The sequence below is a fragment of the Burkholderia sp. Bp9016 genome (assembly GCF_003857765.1).
Lineage (GTDB): Bacteria > Pseudomonadota > Gammaproteobacteria > Burkholderiales > Burkholderiaceae > Burkholderia.
In genome coordinates this window covers 118,379-139,766 of the sequence record NZ_QTPY01000012.1, presented here as the reverse complement: position 1 = coordinate 139,766, position 21,388 = coordinate 118,379, and the positions used below count along the sequence as shown (strand labels likewise).

The 21,388-nt window shown below is 66.9% G+C and carries 19 protein-coding genes and 1 tRNA gene; 15 read left to right on the top strand and 5 right to left on the bottom strand.

The genetic code is table 11. From position 1 onward, the window contains the following. Positions 1-175 precede the first annotated feature (175 nt). From rsmB to DIE13_RS16665, 10 genes are all read left to right on the top strand, one after another. On the top strand, positions 176-1,564 hold the full coding sequence (gene rsmB, locus DIE13_RS16710; RefSeq protein ID WP_124828204.1) for a 16S rRNA (cytosine(967)-C(5))-methyltransferase RsmB: 1,389 nt from the start codon (positions 176-178) through the stop codon (positions 1,562-1,564). Further along, positions 1,561-2,151, top strand: coding sequence for a DUF4390 domain-containing protein (locus DIE13_RS16705; RefSeq protein WP_124828203.1), 591 nt, complete (start codon positions 1,561-1,563; stop codon positions 2,149-2,151). Before rsmB ends, DIE13_RS16705 begins: the two co-directional genes overlap by 4 nt. After that, positions 2,141-4,555 (top strand): sensor histidine kinase EsaS, encoded by a 2,415-nt coding sequence (gene esaS, locus DIE13_RS16700; RefSeq protein WP_124828202.1) that lies wholly within the window; start codon positions 2,141-2,143, stop codon positions 4,553-4,555. The genes DIE13_RS16705 and esaS overlap by 11 nt, the downstream gene beginning before the upstream one ends. After that, positions 4,556-5,257, top strand: coding sequence for a response regulator transcription factor EsaR (esaR, locus tag DIE13_RS16695; protein WP_124828201.1), 702 nt, complete (start codon positions 4,556-4,558; stop codon positions 5,255-5,257). 62 nt (positions 5,258-5,319) lie between these two features. Continuing rightward, positions 5,320-5,395: transfer RNA gene (locus DIE13_RS16690), tRNA-Phe, on the top strand. A 350-nt stretch (positions 5,396-5,745) separates the two neighbouring features. Continuing rightward, positions 5,746-6,480, top strand: a complete 735-nt coding sequence (queC, locus tag DIE13_RS16685; protein WP_124828200.1) for a 7-cyano-7-deazaguanine synthase QueC — start codon at positions 5,746-5,748, stop codon at positions 6,478-6,480. Between the two features lie 75 nt (positions 6,481-6,555). Next, on the top strand, positions 6,556-7,188 hold the full coding sequence (gene queE / locus DIE13_RS16680; protein WP_124828199.1) for a 7-carboxy-7-deazaguanine synthase: 633 nt from the start codon (positions 6,556-6,558) through the stop codon (positions 7,186-7,188). An 18-nt stretch (positions 7,189-7,206) separates the two neighbouring features. After that, positions 7,207-7,659 (top strand): 6-carboxytetrahydropterin synthase QueD, encoded by a 453-nt coding sequence (gene queD / locus DIE13_RS16675; RefSeq protein ID WP_098550281.1) that lies wholly within the window; start codon positions 7,207-7,209, stop codon positions 7,657-7,659. Positions 7,660-7,884: 225 nt separating this feature from the next. Beyond that, the gene (locus DIE13_RS16670; RefSeq protein ID WP_124828198.1) at positions 7,885-8,670 is read left to right on the top strand and encodes an HpcH/HpaI aldolase/citrate lyase family protein; all 786 of its coding nucleotides are present in this window, start codon (positions 7,885-7,887) and stop codon (positions 8,668-8,670) included. Continuing rightward, complete coding sequence (locus DIE13_RS16665; protein WP_124828197.1) at positions 8,667-9,446, top strand: tetratricopeptide repeat protein; 780 nt, start codon at positions 8,667-8,669, stop codon at positions 9,444-9,446. Before DIE13_RS16670 ends, DIE13_RS16665 begins: the two co-directional genes overlap by 4 nt. Before the next feature lie 117 nt (positions 9,447-9,563). Here DIE13_RS16665 and rodA read toward each other — a convergent pair whose 3' ends face one another. The 5 genes from rodA to DIE13_RS16640 all read right to left on the bottom strand — a co-directional run bounded on the left by rodA (position 9,564) and on the right by DIE13_RS16640 (position 15,837). Beyond that, positions 9,564-10,712, bottom strand: coding sequence for a rod shape-determining protein RodA (gene rodA / locus DIE13_RS16660; protein ID WP_124828196.1), 1,149 nt, complete (start codon positions 10,710-10,712; stop codon positions 9,564-9,566). Positions 10,713-10,723: 11 nt separating this feature from the next. Further along, positions 10,724-12,985, bottom strand: a complete 2,262-nt coding sequence (gene mrdA, locus DIE13_RS16655; RefSeq protein ID WP_124828195.1) for a penicillin-binding protein 2 — start codon at positions 12,983-12,985, stop codon at positions 10,724-10,726. Positions 12,986-13,106: 121 nt separating this feature from the next. After that, complete coding sequence (gene mreD, locus DIE13_RS16650) at positions 13,107-13,619, bottom strand: rod shape-determining protein MreD (protein WP_009687274.1); 513 nt, start codon at positions 13,617-13,619, stop codon at positions 13,107-13,109. Continuing rightward, positions 13,616-14,665 (bottom strand): rod shape-determining protein MreC, encoded by a 1,050-nt coding sequence (gene mreC, locus DIE13_RS16645; RefSeq protein WP_124828194.1) that lies wholly within the window; start codon positions 14,663-14,665, stop codon positions 13,616-13,618. Before mreC ends, mreD begins: the two co-directional genes overlap by 4 nt. Positions 14,666-14,793: 128 nt before the next feature. Continuing rightward, positions 14,794-15,837, bottom strand: coding sequence for a rod shape-determining protein (locus DIE13_RS16640; protein ID WP_004189550.1), 1,044 nt, complete (start codon positions 15,835-15,837; stop codon positions 14,794-14,796). A 366-nt stretch (positions 15,838-16,203) separates the two neighbouring features. On the opposite strand from DIE13_RS16640, the gene gatC reads away from it, so the two are divergent. The 5 genes from gatC (at position 16,204) to DIE13_RS16615 (ending at position 21,330) form a co-directional block, all read left to right on the top strand. After that, positions 16,204-16,503 (top strand): Asp-tRNA(Asn)/Glu-tRNA(Gln) amidotransferase subunit GatC, encoded by a 300-nt coding sequence (gene gatC / locus DIE13_RS16635; RefSeq protein ID WP_096508406.1) that lies wholly within the window; start codon positions 16,204-16,206, stop codon positions 16,501-16,503. Positions 16,504-16,569: 66 nt separating this feature from the next. Continuing rightward, a complete protein-coding gene (gene gatA / locus DIE13_RS16630; RefSeq protein ID WP_124828193.1) occupies positions 16,570-18,060 on the top strand; it encodes an Asp-tRNA(Asn)/Glu-tRNA(Gln) amidotransferase subunit GatA in 1,491 nt (496 codons plus the stop codon). A gap of 4 nt (positions 18,061-18,064) precedes the next feature. Next, positions 18,065-19,540 (top strand): Asp-tRNA(Asn)/Glu-tRNA(Gln) amidotransferase subunit GatB, encoded by a 1,476-nt coding sequence (gene gatB / locus DIE13_RS16625; protein ID WP_124828192.1) that lies wholly within the window; start codon positions 18,065-18,067, stop codon positions 19,538-19,540. 126 nt (positions 19,541-19,666) lie between these two features. Then, positions 19,667-20,506 (top strand): polyphosphate kinase 2 family protein, encoded by an 840-nt coding sequence (locus tag DIE13_RS16620; protein WP_124828191.1) that lies wholly within the window; start codon positions 19,667-19,669, stop codon positions 20,504-20,506. Positions 20,507-20,556: 50 nt separating this feature from the next. Beyond that, positions 20,557-21,330 (top strand): exodeoxyribonuclease III, encoded by a 774-nt coding sequence (locus DIE13_RS16615; protein ID WP_124828190.1) that lies wholly within the window; start codon positions 20,557-20,559, stop codon positions 21,328-21,330. Positions 21,331-21,388 lie beyond the last annotated feature (58 nt).

The following is a 21,388-nucleotide window of genomic DNA, read 5'->3' as shown; positions in this document are numbered from 1 at the left end:
CCTCGTCGTACTTCACGCATCGCCCCGCACGCCCCGCGCTGCGGGGCGTTTCATTTACGCGCCCCGTAAAGGGGCCGCATGGACCGCACGATACAATGCGCGGTTTGGGATCGCGCGGCCACGCGGCCGTAGTGGCCTCGCCGCCTGCCGCGCCCCGTTTGCCGATTTTGCTCCGATGACACGAACCCGTTCTTCCGCTCCGTCTACCGCCGGCCGCCCTGCGCGTCTGTCCGCGCTGCACCTCGCGCCCGATTCGCTGGGCTTCGCGCTCGACGCGGCCGCGCAGGCCGTCGACGCGGTGCGGCGCGGCACCGCGCTGCCGGAGGCACTCGCCGCGGTGTTCGCGCAGATGCCGGCCGGCGCGCAGGCGCTGGCGCGCGGCGCGACGCAGGACGTCGCGTATCGAACGATGCGTCGTCTGGGCAGCGCGGACTGGCTGATCGGCAAGCTCGTCAGCAAGGCGCCGCCCGCGCATGTGCACGCGGTGCTTGCCGGCGCGCTCGCGTTGTTGCTCGATCCGGAGGACGCGGCGGCGTATCCGGCGTTCACGATCGTCGACCAGGCCGTGACGGTGATCGGCGGGCGACGCGAATACGTATTCGCGAAGGGGATGGTCAACGCGGTGCTGCGTCGATTCCTGCGCGAGCGAGGCGCGCTCGTTGCGGCGCTGCAGGGCGATCCGGTTGCGCGCTGGAATTACCGCACGTGGTGGGTCGACGCGGTGAAGCGTGCATGGCCCGACACGTGGCAGGCGATCCTCGAGGCCGGCGAGCGCCAGGGGCCGCTGACGCTGCGTGTGAACGCTCGCCGCTCGAGCGTCGACGCGTATCTCGATACCCTGCGCGCCGGCGGGATCGAAGCGACCGCGATCGGCCGCCATGCGGTGCGGCTCGCGTCGGCGCTGCCGGTCGACCGCATTCCGGGTTTTGCCGACGGCGTCGTGTCGGTGCAGGATGCCGGCGCGCAGCTCGCGGCCGAATGGCTCGGTGCGCGCGACGGCATGCGCGTGCTCGACGCGTGCGCGGCACCGGGCGGCAAGACCGGTCATATCCTCGAACTGGCTGACGCGGACGTCGTCGCGCTGGAAAGCGATGCGACGCGCGCGGCGCGCATCGGCGAGAACCTCGCGCGCCTGTCGCTCACGGCGGACGTGCGCGTCGGCGATGCGGGCGCACCGCAAGCGTGGTACGACGGCCGTCCGTTCGATCGCATCCTCGCCGACGTGCCGTGCTCGGCGTCCGGCATCGTGCGTCGCCATCCCGATATCCGCTGGCTGCGCCGCGAAGCCGACATCGCGGCGCTCGTCGTGGAACAGCGCCGCATCCTGTCGGCGCTGTGGCCGCTCGTGAAGCCGGGCGGCGAACTGCTCTACGTGACCTGTTCGATCTTTCCCGAAGAAGGCGAATTGCAGGCGCGCTGGTTTGAAGCGGCCTGTGAAGATGCGGTACGATTGGACGCGCCCGGCCAACTGCTGCCGGGCGGCGTGCGCGGCGGGGCGGCCGGCGCACTCGACCAGAACACCGATCACGACGGATTTTTCTACGCGCGGTTTCAGAAACGGTGACGATCAAACACCTTTTTCCACTTCGGCTCGCTGCCGTCCTGATGGCCGTGCTGGCGCTGTGCCTGACTGTCGCTCGGCCGGCGCATGCCGAATCGATCGCCGTGCAGCGCGCGTCGCTGCAGGCCGACGGAAGCGGCTGGAGCCTCGATGCCCGCTTCGATTTCGAGCTGAATCCGAACCTCGAGGATGCCGTCAACAAGGGCATCCCGCTGTACTTCACGACCGACTTCGAACTGAGCCGCGCGCGCTGGTACTGGTTCGACGAGCAGCCGGTGTCGGTGTCGCAGACGATCCGCCTGTCGTTCCAGCCGCTCACGCGCGAATATCGCGTGTCGACGGGCGGCTTGCAGCTCGGCTTCCCGTCGCTGAAAGACGCGCTCGCGGTCGTCAGGCACATCACGTCGTGGCACGTGATCGACCGCAACCAGGTGCGCGGCGGTGAAACCTACACGGCATCGGTGCGGATGCAGCTCGATACCGCGCTGATGCCGAAGCCGTTCCAGGTCGATGCGGTGAACAACCGCGACTGGACGCTCGGGTCGGACTGGAAGCGCTTCAACTTCACGGTGACCGAACGTGCTAAATAAAGTGCGCCGCGCGGCCAGCGGGAAGAGCCTCCTCGTTCGCGTGATCGTATCGACCGTCGCGATCACCGCACTGCTGCTGCTCGTGCTGCTCGCGGCCGCGAGCGCGAACACCGAATTCTTCGACCGCTACTACTCGTGGCTGTACGCGATGAACATCGTCGTCGCGCTCGTGTTCCTGCTCGTGGTGCTCGGGCTGATCGGGATGATCGTCGTGCGCCTGAGGAAGGGCAAGTTCGGCACGCGACTGCTCGCGAAGCTCGCGGTGTTCTTCGCGCTCGTCGGCGTGGTGCCGGGCGGGATCATCTACATCGTGTCGTACCAGTTCGTGTCGCGCAGTATCGAGTCGTGGTTCGACGTGAACGTCGAGACCGCACTGACGGCGGGCCTGAACCTCGGCCGCGGGATGCTCGACGCGTCGCTGTCCGATCTGCAGACGAAGGCGCGGCTGATGACCGACCAGCTCGCGAGCGTCGATGCGAACACGAACGGCACGACGCTCACGCTGCTGCGCTTGCGCGACCAGTTCGGCGTGCAGGACGCGACCATCGTCGAACCGAGCCGCGGCGGCTCGGGCGCCGCGCCCGACCTGCACATCGTCGCGCAGGCGTCGGGCAATTTCGCCGCGCTGATTCCGGACGACCTGCCGACCTCGCTGATGCTGAGCCAGGCGCGCGAACACGGCGTGTACGCGGCGATCGAGGGCGAAGTCGACGGCGACCCGCAGGCGCATGGCGCGAAGGGCGCGTTGCGGCTGCGCGTCGTGAGGCCGATTCCTGACGCGACGACGTCGCTGCTGCAGCCGGCCGAGCGGTTCCTGCAGCTCACGCAACCGGTGCCGCCGACGCTCGCGCACAACGCGGACGCGGTGCAGCGCGCGTATCGCGAGTATCAGGAGAAATCGCTCGGCCGCACCGGCCTGCGCAAGATGTACATCGGCACGCTGACGCTCGCGCTGTTCCTCGCGACCTTCATCGCGATGATGCTCGCGCTCGCGCTCGGCCAGCAGCTCGCGCGGCCGCTGTTCCTGCTCGCGCAGGGCACCAAGGAGATCACGGAAGGCGACTACACACCGAAGCGCGAAATCAAGACGCGCGACGAGCTCGGCTTCCTCACGCAGTCGTTCAACGCGATGACACGCCAGTTGTCCGAGGCGCGGCTCGCGGTCGAGAAGAACCGGGTCGCGCTCGAGCATTCGAAGACGTATCTCGAGAGCATTCTCGCGAACCTGACGGCCGGCGTGTTCGTGCTCGATCGCCAGTTCCGGCTGACGACGGCCAACCGCGGCGCCGAGCGCATCTTCCGGCAGCCGTTCAACTCGATGATCGGCACGGCGCTCGACCGGATCGGCGTCGTCGCGGAATTCGGCGCGATGGTGCGCAAGGCGTTTGCCGATCGCGAGGCGGCATCCGACGGCGGCAGCGGCGATCGCGGCCACTGGCAGCAGCAGTTCGCGGTCGAGGTGCCCGGCGAAGCCGATCCGCTGACGCTGCTCGTGCGCGGCACGCGGCTCGTATCGACGGTCGAGGGCGAGGCGGACGATCCGCAGACGTCCGGCTACGTCGTCGTGTTCGACGACATCTCCGACGTGATTTCCGCGCAGCGCTCGGTCGCATGGGGTGAAGTCGCACGCCGGCTCGCGCACGAGATCAAGAACCCGCTGACGCCGATCCAGCTGTCGGCCGAGCGGCTGCAGATGAAGCTGTCCGACAAGCTCGCGCCGCACGACGCGGACGTGCTCAAGCGCGGCGCGACGATGATCGTCAACCAGGTGGCCGCGATGAAGCGGATGGTCGACGATTTCCGCGAGTACGCGCGCACGCCGCCGGCGGTGCTGTCGAACCTGCAGTTGAACGAACTGGCGAGCGAGGTGCTCGGGCTGTACGGCGTCGGCGAAGGCAAGAGCGCGATCGTCGCCGAGCTCGCACCGTCGCTGCCGGTGATACGCGGCGACGCGACGCAACTGCGCCAGGTGATTCACAACCTGCTGCAGAACGCGCAGGATTCGGTCGCGGAAGTCGCGCATCCGCGTGTGTTGATCGAAACCAAGACAGTAGAATATGGCGATCCCGACGCCGAGGGCAAAACGCGCGTCGCGGTACGTCTTACCGTGTCCGACAACGGGCCCGGTTTTCCGGCACGCATCCTGACGCGCGCGTTCGAGCCTTACGTCACGACGAAGGCGAAGGGCACGGGGCTCGGGTTGGCCACGGTCAAGAAAATCGTCGACGAGCACGGCGCGCGTATCGATCTGCGCAATCGCATGCACGGCGAGACCGTCGAGGGTGCGCAGGTGTCGATTCTGTTCCTGCAGATGGCGAGCGATACGCCAGGCGCCGACTCTGGCGTGCAGGGCGGGGCGGCCCCGGCCAAGACAAAAGCAAGTGTGCAGACAAAGGCAGCGTAAATGGCAACCATCCTGGTGGTAGATGATGAAATGGGCATCCGGGAATTGCTCTCGGAGATCCTCAGCGATGAAGGACATGTCGTCGAGGCGGCGGAGAACGCGCAGGCCGCGCGGGAGTACCGTCTGAATCAGGCGCCCGATCTCGTGCTGCTCGATATCTGGATGCCCGATACCGACGGCGTCACGCTGCTCAAGGAGTGGGCGGCACAGGGCCTGTTGACGATGCCCGTGATCATGATGTCCGGGCACGCGACGATCGACACCGCCGTCGAAGCGACGAAGATCGGCGCACTCGATTTCCTCGAGAAGCCGATCGCGCTGCAGAAGCTGCTGAAGTCCGTCGAGCACGGTCTCGCGCGCGGCGCGGCACCCGTGTCCGCCAACGCGGCGCTGAAGGCCGGCGGCGGCCAGTCCGCGGGCCCGGCAGCCGTGGCGTCCGCGGCTGCGTTGCCGACGCTCGGCGACGACATGGCCGCGGCACTCGGCGTTGCGGGCCAGACGGCCGCGATCCCGTTCGACATCCCGTTGCGCGAAGCGCGCGACGCGTTCGAGCGCGCGTACTTCGAGTATCACCTCGCGCGTGAGAACGGCAGCATGACGCGCGTCGCGGAGAAGACCGGCCTCGAGCGCACGCACCTGTATCGCAAGCTCAAGCAGCTCGGCGTCGAGCTCGGCAAGAAGCCGTCGGAAGGCGCCGTATAAAAATATTTTGCGAAAGCACTTGCGCGAGTGAGTCAGGCTGGATATACTTTCTCTTCTTCGTTGGCCCGGTAGCTCAGTTGGTAGAGCAGCGGATTGAAAATCCGCGTGTCGATGGTTCGATTCCGTCCCAGGCCACCAGCAGTTCCAACCCCAAGAATCGGAAGGTTCTTGGGGTTTTTCGTTTGTGGTGGGTATCGCGTGTCGTCGGAAGCCTGCCCGGCAGCATTTGTGGGGGCGTGATAAAATCCGTGCCCGCTCAATGACTTAGCGCCTTGCTTTACGCGTACGGCTGGTTGCCCGCAGGCGCTGCCGTGAGGCGCGGCAACGATGCCGCGCGATGGGCGGTATAAGCGCTGTGCCGCGTTCGCGGCCGACCGCGCTGCCTATACTGGTCGAGCCGGCGCAGGCCGGCACGCGTCGGGCCGCCCGGCGGCAGTCGGCCCCGGGGCGCAGCGCGACGCGAGCCTACACATTCACGGAGTATCACGGTGATTCGGACAGACGCTAAAGACGGCGCGCTCGTGTTGTTTTCCGGCGGACAGGACTCGGCCACTTGTGTGGCCTGGGCCTTGGAGCGCTACCAGACGGTCGAGACGCTCGGCTTCGATTACGGCCAGCGCCACCGCGTCGAACTCGAATGTCGCGAAGGCGTGCGCGAAGCGCTGAAGCATCAGTTTCCCGCATGGTCGGACCGGCTCGGCGACGATCACATGATCGACCTGTCGGTGCTCGGCGCGATCAGCGATACCGCGATGACGCGCTCGATCGAGATCGAGACCGCGGCGAACGGCTTGCCGAACACGTTCGTGCCGGGCCGCAACCTGCTGTTCATGACGATCGCCGCTGCGATCGCCTATCGCCGGGGGCTGCGCGTGCTGGTCGGCGGGATGTGCGAGACCGATTTCTCAGGCTACCCCGACTGCCGCGACGACACGATGAAGGCGCTGCAGGTTGCGCTGAACCTCGGGATGGACACGCGTGTCGTGCTCGAGACGCCGCTGATGTGGCTCGACAAGGCGCAGACCTGGCAGCTCGCCGAACAACTCGGCGGCGAGGCGCTCGTCGAGCTGATCCGTGTCGAGACGCACACGTGCTACGTGGGCGAGCGCGCGGAACTGCACGACTGGGGCTTCGGCTGCGGCGAGTGCCCGGCCTGCAAGCTGCGCAAGCGCGGCTACGAGGCTTACCTGAAGGGCGAGCGGGTGACCGAAGCGCCGCTGTGACGCACATGCGCCGGCAGGGCTTCATCGATAACCGATTCTGATCGACAACGAGCGGCGCGAGCCGGACGAAGCACGATGACTTACGCGGTCAAGGAAATTTTCTACACGTTGCAGGGCGAGGGCGCGAACGCCGGCCGTCCGGCCGTGTTCTGCCGGTTCGCCGGCTGCAATCTGTGGTCGGGCCGCGAAGAAGATCGTGCGGACGCCGTGTGCCGCTTCTGCGATACCGACTTCGTCGGCACGGACGGAGAGAACGGCGGCAAGTTCAAGGATGCCGAAGCGCTCGTCGCGACGATCGCCGGCCTGTGGCCGCACGGCGAGGCGCATCGCTTCGTCGTCTGCACCGGCGGCGAGCCGATGCTGCAGCTCGACCCGCCGCTCGTCGACGCGCTGCACGCGGCGGGCTTCGAGATCGCGATCGAAACCAACGGCTCGCTGCCGGTGCTCGAGACGATCGACTGGATCTGCGTGAGCCCGAAGGCCGACGCGCCGCTCGTCGTCACGAAGGGCAACGAACTGAAGGTCGTGATCCCGCAGGACAACCAGCGGCTCGCCGACTACGCGAAGCTCGATTTCGAGTATTTTCTGGTGCAGCCGATGGACGGCCCGTCGCGCGACATCAATACGAAGCTCGCGATCGACTGGTGCAAGCGGCATCCGCAGTGGCGGCTGTCGATGCAGACCCACAAATATCTGAACATTCCCTGAGCCACGGCCTTTGACATCGTGCTGATTACCCGAAAACTCGAATTCGACGCGGGCCACCGCATTCCCGATCACCGCAGCCAGTGCAGGAACCTGCACGGTCATCGCTACGTGCTCGAAGTCACGCTGCGCGGCGATCTCGTCGATACCGAGGGGGCGCCCGACCGCGGCATGGTGATGGATTTCGCCGACGTGAAGGCGCTCGCGGTCGAGCACCTCGTCAACAAGTGGGACCATGCGTTCCTGGTCTATGCGCGCGACGAAGTCGTGCGCTCGTTCCTCGAGCAGATGGCTGACCACAAGACGGTCGTGATCGACCGGATCCCGACCGTCGAGAACCTCGCGGCGATCGCGTTCGACATCCTCGCGAACGTGTACGACGCGCACTACGGAGTGAACCTGCGCCTGGAGCGCGTGCGCCTGTACGAAACGCCGAACTGCTGGGCCGACGTCGAGCGCGAACCGGCCCGCTGATGCCGCGGCGCCGGCCCGCGCATTCGCGCGGCGGCCGGCCGGCGGTTGCCTGCCCTGCGGCGCCCGATCGGGCCTGCTTCACGTGTCTTCCCACATTTCGCCCGGCGGCGCGCTATGATCGTTGCGTGGCGCTGTCCGTTGCGCCCCGCGATCGGCCACTGTCGCCCGGCCGTCTTCCTTGTTGCCTGTTCCGTTCGATTGCCTGTCCGCCAGGAGGCCGTATCGATGAGCACGCTCACCAATTCCCTCAAGCAACGTCTGCATGACGGCGACGAGCCGCTGTACGGACTGTGGCTGTCGCTCGGCTGCGACTCGGCCGCGGAAGCGCTCGCGCACGCCGGCTACGACTGGCTCTGCATCGACATGGAGCATGCGCCGAACGACAGCCGCGACGTCGCGTCGCAGCTGCGTGCGCTGGCCGCCGCGCATCTGCCGAGCGAGCCCGTCGTGCGCGTGCCGGGGCGTGAGCCGTGGCTCGTGAAGCGCGCGCTCGACGCCGGCGCGCGCACGCTGATGTTTCCTTGTGTCGAGACGCCTGACGACGCCGCGCATGCGGTGCGGCTCACTCGCTTTCCGTCGCCCGATTCCCCGGACGGGCTGCGCGGCGTCGCCGGGATGGTCCGCGCGGCGGCATTCGGGATGCGTCGCGATTACCTGCAGACGGCGAACGCGCAGGTCGCGGTGATCGTGCAGATCGAATCGGCGCGCGGCGTCGACGAAGTCGAGCGGATCGCCGCGACGCCCGGTGTCGACTGCCTGTTCATCGGGCCGGCCGATCTCGCGGCGAGCCTCGGGCATCTCGGCGACAGTCGCCACCCGGACGTCGAAACCGCGATGGCGCGGGTGCTCGCGGCCGGCAAGCAGGCCGGCGTCGCGGTCGGCATCTTCGCGGGCGATACGGCGAGCGCGCGCCAGTACCGCGAGGCCGGCTACCGGATGATCACGCTGTCGGCCGACGTGACGTGGCTGCTGCGCGCGACGCGGCAGGCACTGCAGGAGGTGCGATCATGAGTGCGGGCGATGGCGTGGGCGGCATACGTGCGCGGTGTGCAGCCGGTGCGATCGCTGCGTACGGGCGGATCGGTATGCTGCTCGGGCTGTGGGCCGTGTGCGTCGCCGCGGTCGCGCAGAATGCGCCACGCGCTCAACCGGATCCGGCGCACGAGACGCAATCGGCGGTCGCCGACTACAACGCCGGCGACTATCGCGCGGCGCTGGTGCAGTTCCACGACGCGGCAGAGCGCGGCGACCGGCTCGCGCAGTTCAATTACGCGATGATGCTGCTCACCGGCGTCGGCGTGACAGCGAACGTCGAGGAAGGGTTGCGTTGGCTGAAGCGCGCGGCCGACGCGAACATGTCGCACGCGCAGTACGTGTACGGGCGGATGTTCGACGACGGCGAGTTCGTTGCGCGCAACCCGGTCGAAGCGCACCGCTGGTTCCTGCGGGCGGCGAAGCAGGGGCATGTGCAGGCCGAGCTGTCGCTCGCGAACCAGTTCCTCGACGGGCGCGGCACGCCGCGCGACAACCGGCAGGCGTTCGAGTGGTACAAGCTCGCGGCGGACGCCGGCGAGCCGACCGCGCAGTACGTGACCGCGTCGTTCTACGAGCGCGGTGGCGACGGCGTCACGCAGAACCTGAACATCGCGCGCGCGTATTACGCGGCGGCGGCGGCACAGGGCGACGAGACGGCCGAGCTGAAATTCAAGGAGCTGAGTGCACGGCTGAAGACGCAGGGGCCGGCATCGGGCGCGGACCAAGGGAGCCCGCACGAGACGCCGCAATGAGCGCGCGCCGCACGGCGTGACCGCGTCCGGTTTCGACTTTCCCGACGAAAAACGGCGCCACGGGGCGCCGTTTTTTCATTGCCGCGACAGCAGGCGGCTGCGCGCCGCGCCGTGTCGTCAGGTCTTCATCAACCGCCGCTGTCGTCCGACGCTCATGATCATCCCGATCGCGATGCCGAGCGTCGTGAGTGCGGTGCCGCCGTAGCTCATGAACGGCAACGGCACGCCGACGACGGGCAGCACACCGCTCACCATCCCGATGTTGACGAACGCATAGACGAAGAACGCGAGCGTGAGCGAGCCCGCGAGCAAGCGGCCGAACAGCGTCGCGCCCTGCGCGGCGATATAGAGCCCGCGCGCGATCAGCGCCATGTAGAGCGTCAGCAGCACGAGGCCGCCGACGAGCCCCCATTCTTCCGAGAACACCGCGAAGATGAAGTCGGTGTGCTTTTCCGGAATGAACTCGAGGTGCGCCTGCGTGCCCTTCAGGTAGCCCTTGCCGAGCACGCCGCCCGAGCCGATCGCGATCACGGCCTGGATCGTGTGGAAGCCCTTGCCGAGCGGGTCGGAAGTCGGGTCGAGCAGCGTGCACACGCGATGCTTCTGGTAGTCGTGCATCAGCGGCCACTGCACGTCGGGCTGGCAGATGCGCTGCTCGAACACGGCGATCGAGCCGACCGCGATCACGCCCGCGATCAGTACCGGCACGATCAGCTTGAACGACAGGCCCGCGAGATAGATCACGAAGAAACCGGCGGCGAACACGAGCAGGCCCGTGCCGAGGTCGGGCTGCTTCGCGATCAGGGCGACCGGCACCAGCAGAATCCCGAACGCGGCGACGAAGTCGTACCAGCGCAGCCCGCCTTCGCGGCGCTGGTAATACCACGCGAGCATCAGCGGTGTCGCGATCTTTAGGATTTCGGATGGCTGGATCACGACGCCGACGTTCAGCCAGCGCTTCGCGCCCTTCTTGGTCATCCCGAACAGCGCGACCGCAACGAGTAGCGCGACCCCGAACGTATAGAGCGGCACCGCGAAACGCATCAGCGTCGTTGGCGGGATGTTGGCGATCACCCACATCAGCACGAACGTCAGCATGATGTTGCGCAGCTGGTCCTCGACGCGGCCCGGCATGTCGATCGCCGCGCTGTACAGCGTGACAATGCCCACGCACAGCAGCAGGAACACGATGAGGGCGAGCGGGCGGTCGAAGCCCGCGAACATCTGCTTGATCTTGTCGAGCCAGGCGCGCTTGTCGAATTGCATGCCTTTCTCCGTTAATGAGAGGTGCCGGCGGTCGCCGCTTTCGCGGAGGCCGTCGCACGGTAGTTGTCGTCGCGCGGCACGGTGGCAGCCGGTTGCGCGTCGCTGGCGGGCCGGCGCGGCCGATGCGGGCGCCGGATCGGCGGCAGGCTCGCGGCCATCGGCGCGGCGGCGCTGGCGTCGGCCGGCTGCGCGGCGAACGCCGCGTCGGGCGCCGATGCGGCGTTCGCCGAGCTGGCCGGGTTCGGCGGGACCGGTTGCGGCAGTGCGGTGAAGCCGGCCGCGACGACGGCGGGCTTCGATGCATCGCCGATCACCGGTGCGTTCACCGGCTCGGTCGCCGAGGCGGCGGCGGCCACGGCGGCCGATTCGCTCTGCGGGTTCTGGCGGTCGATGAGATAGAAGTCGAGCACTCGGCGCGCGATCGGGCCCGCGGCCTGCGCCCCCCAGCCGCCGTTTTCGACGACCAGCGCCACGGCGATCTGCGGATGGTCGACCGGCGCATACGCGATGAACAGCGCGTGGTCGCGCAGGTGTTCGGCGAGCAGGTGGCCCTTGTAGTTCGAGCCCTGCAGCGAGAACACCTGCGCGGTACCGGTCTTGCCGGCAGCCTGGTATTGCGCGCCGCGGAACACCTTGTACGCGGTGCCTGACGGGTTTTCGACCACGTTCTCCATCCCGCGCTTCACGACGTCGATGTCGGACTGCTTGAGCGGGATCACTTCGCTTTCCTTCGGCACGGTCAGGTGACGTGCCCGCGTGATCGGATCCTCGATTTCCTTCACGAGGTGCGGCTTCATCACGATCCCGTTGTTCGCGAGCGTCGCGGTCGCATGCGCGAGCTGCAGGATCGTGAACGAGTTGTAGCCCTGGCCGATCCCCAGGCTGATCGTTTCGCCGTCGAACCACTTTTGCTGTGCGGGCTTCTTGAACGCCTTCTTCTTCCAGTCGGTCGACGGCAGGATCCCGCGCGCCTCGCCCTGGATGTCGATCCCGGTGATCTGGCCGAAACCGAACGGCTTCATGAAGTTCGCGATCGCGTTCACGCCGAGGTCGCGCGCGAGCATGTAGAAGTAGGTGTCGTTCGACACCATGATCGCCTTGTTCATGTCGACCCAGCCCTGGCCCGAGCGCACGTCGTTGCGGAACGTGTGGCCGCCGAACGTGAAGTAGCCGGGATCCTGGAAGCCCCAGCCCGGCGTGCGCTTGCCGAGCGTCAGGCCGGCCAGCGCCATGAACGGCTTGTAGGTCGAGCCCGGCGGGTAGGTGCCGTGCAGCGGGCGGTTCAGGAGCGGCTTGTCGGGCGAGTTGTTCAGCTCGTCCCAGGTCTGCTGGTCGATGCCGTCGACGAACGAGTTCGGATCGAAGCTCGGCGACGACACGAACGCGAGCACGTCGCCCGTCTTCGGTTCGATCGCGACGAGCGCGCCGCGCTTGCCTGCGAACGCCTGCTCGGCGACCTGCTGCAGCCCGATGTCGAGCGACAGCACGAGGTTGTTGCCGGGGGTCGCCTGCGTGCGCGACAGCGTGCGCACCGGCCGGCCGCCGGCCGTCACCTCGACTTCCTCGAAGCCCGTCAGGCCATGCAGCTCGGTCTCGTAGCTCTGCTCGACACCAATCTTGCCGATGTAGTCGGTGCCCTTGTAGTTGTTCGCATCGCGACGCGGGTCGTAATTTTCCTGATCGCTGTCGTTCTCGTCGCTCATCGCGTCGATGCGATCCTGGTCGCGCTTCGAGATCCGGCCGATGTAGCCGATCACGTGCGCGGCCGTCATGCCGAGCGGGTACTGGCGGAACAGCCGCGCGCGCACGTCGACGCCGGGGAAGCGGAAGCGCTGTGCGGTGAAGCGCGCGACTTCCGCGTCGGTCAGGCGCGTGCGGATCGGCAGGCTCTCGAAGTTCTTCGAGTCTTCCTGCAGCTTCTTGAAGCGGCGGCGGTCGCGCGCATCGATCGGGATGATCTCGGACAGCTTGTCGATCGTGTTCTCGAGCGTGTCGTCGAGCTTCGACGGCGTGATTTCGAGCGTATACGCCGAATAGTTCTTCGCGAGGACGACGCCGTTGCGGTCGGTGATGATCCCTCGGTTCGGTACGATCGGCGCGACCGAGATGCGGTTTTCCTCGGCCTGCAACGCGTATTTGCCGTGCTGGAACAGCTGCAGGTAGAAAAAGCGGCTCGCGAGCAGTCCGAAGCAGACGAACACGAACACGCCCGCCGCCGCGACGCGCAGGCGGAACCTCGAGAGCTGTTGCTGGGTGTCGTTGAATTCGGTCATGCGGTTAGGTTCGATCCGGCCCGTGCGCGGCGAGCGGGCGCGGGCGAGGGGCGGCCCCGGAGCGCGGCGCGCGGCGGGCGTGGGGGCGGCGGGTATTCAAGGTCGGTCCTGGCGGCGCGGCTCAGATGGGGCGCGTATCGTCCGGATCGACCGGGCGGCGTTGCGGCATCAGCAGCAGATGGCTCGCGATCGGCCACAGCGCGGCCTCGACGAAGCCGTCCACCAGATAGCGCCAGCCGGGGAACGCGGCGCCCATCACGAGGCGGATCACGAACGGCACGAGCTGCGCGACGACGAGCAGCGGCGTTACGTACAGCACCTGCACGCCGATCGGCATCCACAGCACGCGCCGGTGGATCGTGATCGCGCCGTACGACAGCAGCGTATAGGCGAGCGCATGCTCGCCGAGCAGCCCCGCGTCATGCACGTCCATCAGGATGCCGAGCGCGAACGCGACGCCCATTCCGACCTTGCGCGGCTGGTGAATGTTCCAGAACAGCAGCACGAGCGCGACGAAGTCGGGCACGCCGGGCAGGCGGCCCCACGGCATCAGGTTCAGCAGGAACGCGGCGGCGAGGCTGAAGACGATGAAGTACGGGTTGACCGGCTGCAGGATGTATTGCGGGCGATTCATCGCTGGGCTCCTGATTCGGCCGCGGGCTTCGCAGGCGCGACAGCGGGCCTGACCGGAGCGGCAGGCGCGGGTTTCGCGCCGGGTGCGGCCGCGACGGCCGGCTTCGCGTTCGCGTCGGCCTTCTCGTTCTTGGCAGCGGCCTTCGCACCCTTCCTGGCGCCCTTCGCGCTCTTGTCGGCGGCCGGATCGGGATCGGCCGGGCGCGGCGGGACGTCGTTCTGGTAGTGCAGCACGAGCATCTGGCGCGCGCCGCGCACGGCGGCGATCGGCGCGCAGGTCACGCGGGCGAATGCGGTGTCGGCGAGCTTGTCGACGCGCACGACCTTCGCGACCGGCAGGCCCGGCGGGTAGACGCCGTCGAGGCCGCTCGTGACGAGTTCGTCGCCCACGAGGAGGTCGGAACTGGTCGGCACGAAGCGCAGGTCGAGCGAGTCACCCTTCGGCGTGCCGTAGATCACGCTGCGCAGGCCGGTGCGCAGCACCTGCACGGGAATCGCGAGGTCGCGGTCGGTGATCAGCGTGACTTCGGCCTGCAACGGGAACACGCGCGTGACCTGGCCGATCACGCCGTCCTCGCTGACGACCGGTGCGCCGTCCTGGATGCCCTGCTGCGAACCCTGTCCGATCACGATCTTCTGCGTGAACGGGTCGCTGGTGTCGTACTGGATCTCGACCGGCGTCGATTGCGTCGCGATGTGCTGGCGCAGCTCGAGCACCGCGCGCAGGTGCACGTTTTCCTGCGCGAGCACGGCGGCCTGGTTGGCCTGCGTGGACAGCTGCAGGTTGCGCTTGCGCAGCGCGTCGTTCTCGTGACGCAGCGATGCGCCCGTGACGGCGATGTCGGCCGCGCCCATGAACAGGTCGCGCGGCACGAGCGCCGCGCGCTGCAGCGGGTACAGCACGGTGCCCAGCACGCCGCGGACGATTTCGAGCGTGCTGAAGCGCGCGTCCGATACGAGGAGCGCGATGGCGAGTGCAACGAAGAAGATGAGCCGCGCGAGCGCGGGCGGACCTTGCTTGAAGAGGGGCGGCGGACTGTATTCCATGGTCGGCGCCGGGCGCGTGGCGATCGGTTAGATAATGCTCAGACGCGCAAACGGCGTGGCGGTTCGTTCTGAACGAGCGATCCGGCCACGCCGCGGGTGCGTCATATCAAACGGGACTGCTTAAGCCATCACTCGTACGAGAAGATGCTGCCCAGCTTGTCCATGCGCTCGAGCGCCATGCCCGAGCCGCGCACGACGCACGTGAGCGGGTCTTCGGCGACGAGCACCGGCAGGCCGGTTTCTTCCGCGAGCAGGCGATCGAGGTCGCGCAGCAGCGCGCCGCCGCCCGTCAGCATCATCCCGCGCTCGGCGATGTCGGCGCCGAGTTCCGGCGGCGTCTGCTCGAGGGCAATCTTCACCGACGACACGATCTGGTTCAGCGGGTCGGTCAGTGCTTCGAGAATTTCGTTGCTGGAGATCGTGAAGCTGCGCGGAATGCCTTCCGACAGGTTGCGGCCCTTCACTTCCATTTCCTTGACTTCGGAACCCGGGAACGCGGAGCCGATCTCCTTCTTGATCGCTTCGGCGGTTTGTTCGCCGATCAGCATCCCGTAGTTGCGGCGGATGTAGTTGACGATCGCTTCGTCGAACTTGTCGCCGCCGACGCGCACCGAGCCCTTGTACACGATGCCGCCGAGCGAGATCACGCCGACTTCGGTCGTGCCGCCGCCGATGTCGACGACCATCGAGCCCGTGGCTTCCGACACCGGCAGGCCCGCGCCGATCGCGGCCGCCATCGGCTCCTCGATCAGGTAGACCTGCGATGCGCCGGCGCCGTGCGCCGCTTCCTTGATCGCGCGGCGCTCGACCTGGGTCGAGCCGCACGGCACGCAGATGATGATGCGCGGCGACGGGGAGAACATGCGCGATTCGTGCGCCGTCTTGATGAACTGCTTGATCATCTGCTCGGTGACGGTGAAGTCGGCGATCACGCCGTCCTTCATCGGGCGGATCGCCTCGATGTTGCCCGGTACCTTGCCGAGCATCTGCTTGGCTTCCTTGCCGACCGCCTGGATCGTTTTCTTGCCGTTGGGGCCGCCTTCCTGGCGAATCGACACGACGGACGGCTCATCGAGGACGATGCCCTTGCCGCGCATGTAGATCAGGGTGTTTGCGGTGCCGAGGTCGATCGCGAGATCGTTGGAGAAGTAGCTGCGCAAAAAACCGAACATTCAGAATCCTGTTTCGCTCTGGGCCGGCCCTGCATAGCGAGCGCTGAGGGCGGCAGCGGAAAAAATAACAGCCTCGGGAAGCGTGGCGGAAGCGGCCGCCGCGGCGCACGAAGCTGCGAGTGATGTCTACCGGGGGCGCACGAAGCACGCACGGCTTGCCGAAGCGGGGCGAAACGGTGCGGGAAAAGGCTGCCGGGTTTGGGTCGAACGCGTAATGATACCTTATAATTTCACGGTATTTGAATCGAAACGGTCGGTATTTTTGCCGCTTCGGCCCCGATTTTTGAGGGTGGGATCGCACCCTCCAACCCCCCGCCGCAGCGCTGTTTTCGAGGCGCTGCGCAGTCTTGTTTTTCCGGTGATCGCATGGCCCTGACCCTGACCGATGTGAAACGCATCGCGCACCTGGCGCGACTCGAAATGGCCGACGCCGACGCCGAGCATACGCTCGGCCAGCTCAACGAATTCTTCGGCCTCGTCGAGCGGATGCAGGCGGTCGACACCGCCGGCATCGCGCCGCTCGCCCACCCGATCGAACAGATCCAGGAAGTCGCGCAGCGCCTGCGCGACGACGCCGTGACGGAAGTCGTCAATCGCGACGACAACCAGCGTCCGGCGCCGGCCGTCCAGGACGGCCTCTATCTCGTGCCGAAGGTGATCGAGTAAGCATTCGCTGACAAGCGCGCCGGCCCTGCGCCGCGCGCGACCCAGAATTCCCAGGAAAACCACTCAATGCACGCAAAAAGCCTGACCGAACTGCGCGCCGCGCTCGCCGCCAAGGAATGCTCGGCCGTCGAGCTCGCGCAGCTCTACCTGAAACGGATCGACGCGGCTCGCGACCTGAACGCGTTCGTCCATGTCGACGCCGATCTGACCCTCGCACAGGCGAAGGCCGCCGACGCCGAACTCGCGCGCGGCGCGGGCGGCGCGCTGACCGGCCTGCCGATCGCGCACAAGGACGTGTTCGTCACGCGCGGCTGGCGCTCGACCGCCGGCTCGAAGATGCTCGCGAACTACGAGAGCCCGTTCGACGCGACCGTCGTCGCCCGCCTGCAGGCGGCCGGCATGGTCACGCTCGGCAAGACCAACATGGACGAGTTCGCGATGGGCTCGTCCAACGAGAACTCGGCGTTCGGCGCGGTGAAGAACCCGTGGGACACCAGCGCGGTGCCGGGCGGCAGCTCGGGCGGCAGCTCGGCCGCCGTCGCCGCGCGCCTCGCGCCGGCCGCGACCGGCACCGACACCGGCGGCTCGATCCGCCAGCCCGCGTCGTTCGCGGGCGTGACGGGCATCAAGCCGACCTACGGCCGCGTGTCGCGCTACGGGATGATCGCGTTCGCGTCGTCGCTCGATCAGGGCGGCCCGATGGCGCAGAGCGCGTCGGACTGCGCGCTGCTGCTGAACGCGATGGCCGGCTTCGACGCGCGCGATTCGACGAGCCTCGAGCGCGACGACGAGGATTTCACGCGCCACCTCGGCCAGCCGTGGGCGGCCGGCAACGATGCGGGCAAGCCGCTCGCGGGCCTGCGCATCGGGCTGCCGAACGAGTATTTCGGCGATGGTCTCGCCGACGACGTGCGCGCGTCGATCGACGCGGCGCTCAAGCAGTATGAAGCGCTCGGCGCGACGCTCGTGCCCGTGTCGCTGCCGAAGACGGAACTGTCGATTCCCGTGTACTACGTGATCGCACCGGCTGAAGCCTCGTCGAACCTGTCGCGTTTCGACGGCGTGCGCTTCGGCCATCGCGCCGCGCAGTACGGCGACCTGCTCGACATGTACAAGAAGTCGCGCGCCCAAGGCTTTGGCCCTGAGGTGAAGCGCCGGATTCTCGTCGGCACCTACGTGCTGTCGCACGGCTACTACGACGCGTACTACCTGCAGGCGCAGAAGATCCGCCGCATCATCGCGCAGGACTTCCAGGAAGCGTTCAAGTCCTGCGACGTCATCATGGGCCCGGCTTCGCCGACGGTCGCATGGGATCTCGGCGCGAAGGGCGACGATCCGGTGCAGATGTATCTCGCGGATATCTACACGTTGTCGGTGAGCCTCGCCGGCCTGCCCGGCATGAGCGTGCCGTGCGGCTTCGGCGCCGGGGCGAACGCGAAGCGCCCGGTTGGCCTGCAGATCATCGGCAACTATTTCAACGAAGCCCGGATGCTGCAGGTCGCCGACGCGTTCCAGCGCGCGACCGACTGGCACAAGCAAGTTCCGGCAGGGGTGTAAGCATATGGCTACTCAATGGGAAGTCGTCATCGGTCTCGAGACGCACGCGCAACTGTCGACCGTCTCGAAGATTTTCTCCGGCGCATCGACGCAGTTCGGCGCGGAGCCGAACACGCAGGCCTGCCCGGTCGACCTGGCGCTGCCGGGCGTGCTGCCGGTGCTGAACCGCGGCGCGGTCGAGCGCGCGATCCGCTTCGGCCTCGCGATCGGCTCGACCATCGCGCCGCGTAGCATCTTCGCGCGCAAGAATTATTTCTACCCCGATCTGCCGAAGGGTTATCAGATCAGCCAGTACGAGATTCCGGTCGTGCAGGGTGGCCAGATCACGATCCAGGTGCCCGCCAACGAAAAAGCCGGCAAGGAAGCGTACGAAAAGACCGTCAACCTGACCCGCGCGCACCTCGAGGAAGATGCGGGCAAGTCGCTGCATGAAGACTTCGCCGGGATGACGGGGATTGACCTGAACCGCGCGGGCACGCCGCTGCTCGAGATCGTCACCGAGCCGGAAATGCGCAGCGCGGCCGAGGCCGTCGCCTACGCGAAGGCGCTGCATGGGCTCGTCGTGTGGCTCGGCATCTGCGACGGCAACATGCAGGAAGGCTCGTTCCGCTGCGACGCGAACGTGTCGGTGCGCCCGGTCGGCCAGGAGAAGTTCGGCACGCGTGCCGAGATCAAGAACCTGAACTCGTTCCGGTTCCTCGAGGAAGCGATCAACTACGAAGTCCGTCGCCAGATCGAGCTGATCGAGGATGGCGGCGAAGTCGTGCAGGAAACGCGCCTCTACGATCCGGACAAGCGCGAGACGCGTTCGATGCGCAGCAAGGAAGACGCGCACGACTACCGCTACTTCCCCGATCCCGACCTGATGCCGCTCGTGATCGGCCAGGACTGGGTCGAACGCGTGCAGGCCGGGATGCCCGAGCTGCCGGCCGCGATGCAGCAGCGCTTCGTCGAGCAATATGGCGTGTCCGCGTATGACGCGGGCGTGCTGACGTCGAGCAAGGCGATGGCCGCGTACTTCGAGGCGGTGGTCGCGAAGGCCGGCGCGGCGAACGCGAAGATCGCCGCGAACTGGCTGATGGGCGACGTGTCGTCGCAGTTGAATCGCGACGGCATCGAGATCGACGCGATTCCGGTCTCGGCCGCCCAGCTCGCGCTGGTGCTGCAGCGCATCGCCGACGGCACGATCTCGAACAAGATCGCGAAGGAAATCTTCGCGACGATCTGGGACGAGAAGGCGACCGACGAAGGCGCGGCCGACCGCATCATCGACGCGAAGGGCCTGAAGCAGATCTCCGACACCGGCGCGCTGGAAGCGATCATCGACGAGGTGCTCGCGGCGAACGCGAAGTCGGTCGAGGAATTCCGCGCGGGCAAGGAAAAGGCGTTCAACGCGCTGATCGGCCAGGCCATGAAGGCGACGAAGGGCAAGGCCAATCCGCAGCAGGTCAACGAACTGCTGAAGAAGAAGCTCGGCTGAACATGGGCGCGCGCCTGAACCGCGCTTGACGACGGGCCGCCGCCGAACCTGTTCGGGGCGGCCCGTCGTTTTGGTGCATGCGTTATCGTGTGCACGTGTGCACCACACCGTCCAACGGAGGAACGAATGGCGAAACAACCGTCGCTCGACGATTTTCGCGTGCCGTACAGCACGCGAGAGAAGGAAGCTGCCGGATTCAAGCTCGATGCGTTCGATCCGGCCGCGAAGCCGTTCTCGTCGGGTTCGAAGGACGCCGACCGCGAACGGCTCACCGCCGTGTCGACGGAGCTCGACGTGCAGCAGGAGCGCCTGCACACACAGCAGAAGAAGCGCGTGCTGCTCGTGCTGCAAGGGATGGACACCAGCGGCAAAGACGGCACCGTGCGCGCGGTGTTCCGCGACGTCGATCCGCTTGGCCTGCGCATCGTGCCGTTCAAGGCGCCCACGCCGATCGAGGCCGCGCACGACTTCCTGTGGCGCGTGCATGCGCAGGTGCCGGCCGCGGGCGAACTCGCGATCTTCAACCGCAGCCACTACGAAGACGTGCTCGTGCCGCGCGTGCTCGATCTCATCGACGACAAGGAATGCGAGCGCCGCTATCGGCAGATCCGCGATTTCGAGACGATGCTGGCGGAGAACGGCACGACGATCATCAAGTGCTTCCTGCACATCTCGAAGGACGAGCAGCGCGAGCGGCTGCAGGCGCGCATCGACGATCCGACCAAGCACTGGAAATTCGACATCTCCGATCTCGACGCGCGCAAGCACTGGGACGCGTACCAGTCGGCATACCGCGACGCGCTCGCCGCGACGTCGGCCGAGCATGCGCCGTGGTACGTGATTCCGGCCAACTCGAAGACGCACCGCAACGTGATGATCGCCGAGCTGCTGCTGCGTACGATGACCGACATGAAGCTCGAATTCCCGCCGCCGAAGCCGGAGCTCGACGGTGTGAAGATCCGCTAGGCTGCGATCCTGTAAAAAACATCGAACTGAACTGAACAACGGAACCCGACATGATGCGAGTGATTACCGCCAACCTGAACGGCATCCGCTCCGCCGCGAAGAAGGGCTTCTTCGAATGGCTCGGCGAGCAGAACGCCGACTGCGTGTGCGTGCAGGAAATCAAGGTGTCGGCCGACGACCTGCCGGCCGAATTCGTCGAGCCGCACGGCTTCAGGAGCTATTTCCACCACGCCGAGAAGAAGGGCTACAGCGGCGCGGGCGTGTACAGCCGCCACGAGCCCGATGACGTGATCATCGGCTTCGGCAGCAGCGAATTCGATGCCGAGGGGCGTTACGTCGAGGCGCGCTACGGCAAACTGTCGGTCGTGTCGGTGTACGTGCCGTCCGGCTCGAGCGGCGAAGAGCGCCAGCAGGCGAAGTACCGCTTCATGGACGAGTTCATGCCGCACCTGGCCGAGCTGAAGAAAAAGCGCGAGGTGATCCTGTGCGGCGACGTGAACATCGTCCACAAGGAAATCGACATCAAGAACTGGAAGAGCAACCAGAAGAATTCGGGCTGCCTGCCGGAAGAGCGCGCGTGGCTCACGCAACTGTTCGACGACGTCGGCTATGTCGACGTGTTCCGCACGCTCGACCCGCGCGCAGAGCAGTACACGTGGTGGAGCAACCGCGGCCAGGCATACGCGAAGAACGTCGGGTGGCGGATCGATTACCAGATCGCGACGCCGGGCGTGGCCGGCACCGCCAAGAGCACGGCGATCTTCAAGGACATCAAGTTCAGCGATCACGCGCCGCTGACGGTGGATTACGACTACAAGACGTAATCGTCGACGCGATGCGACGCGGTGCGGCATGACGCGCACCGCAGTCGAACCCTTCGGT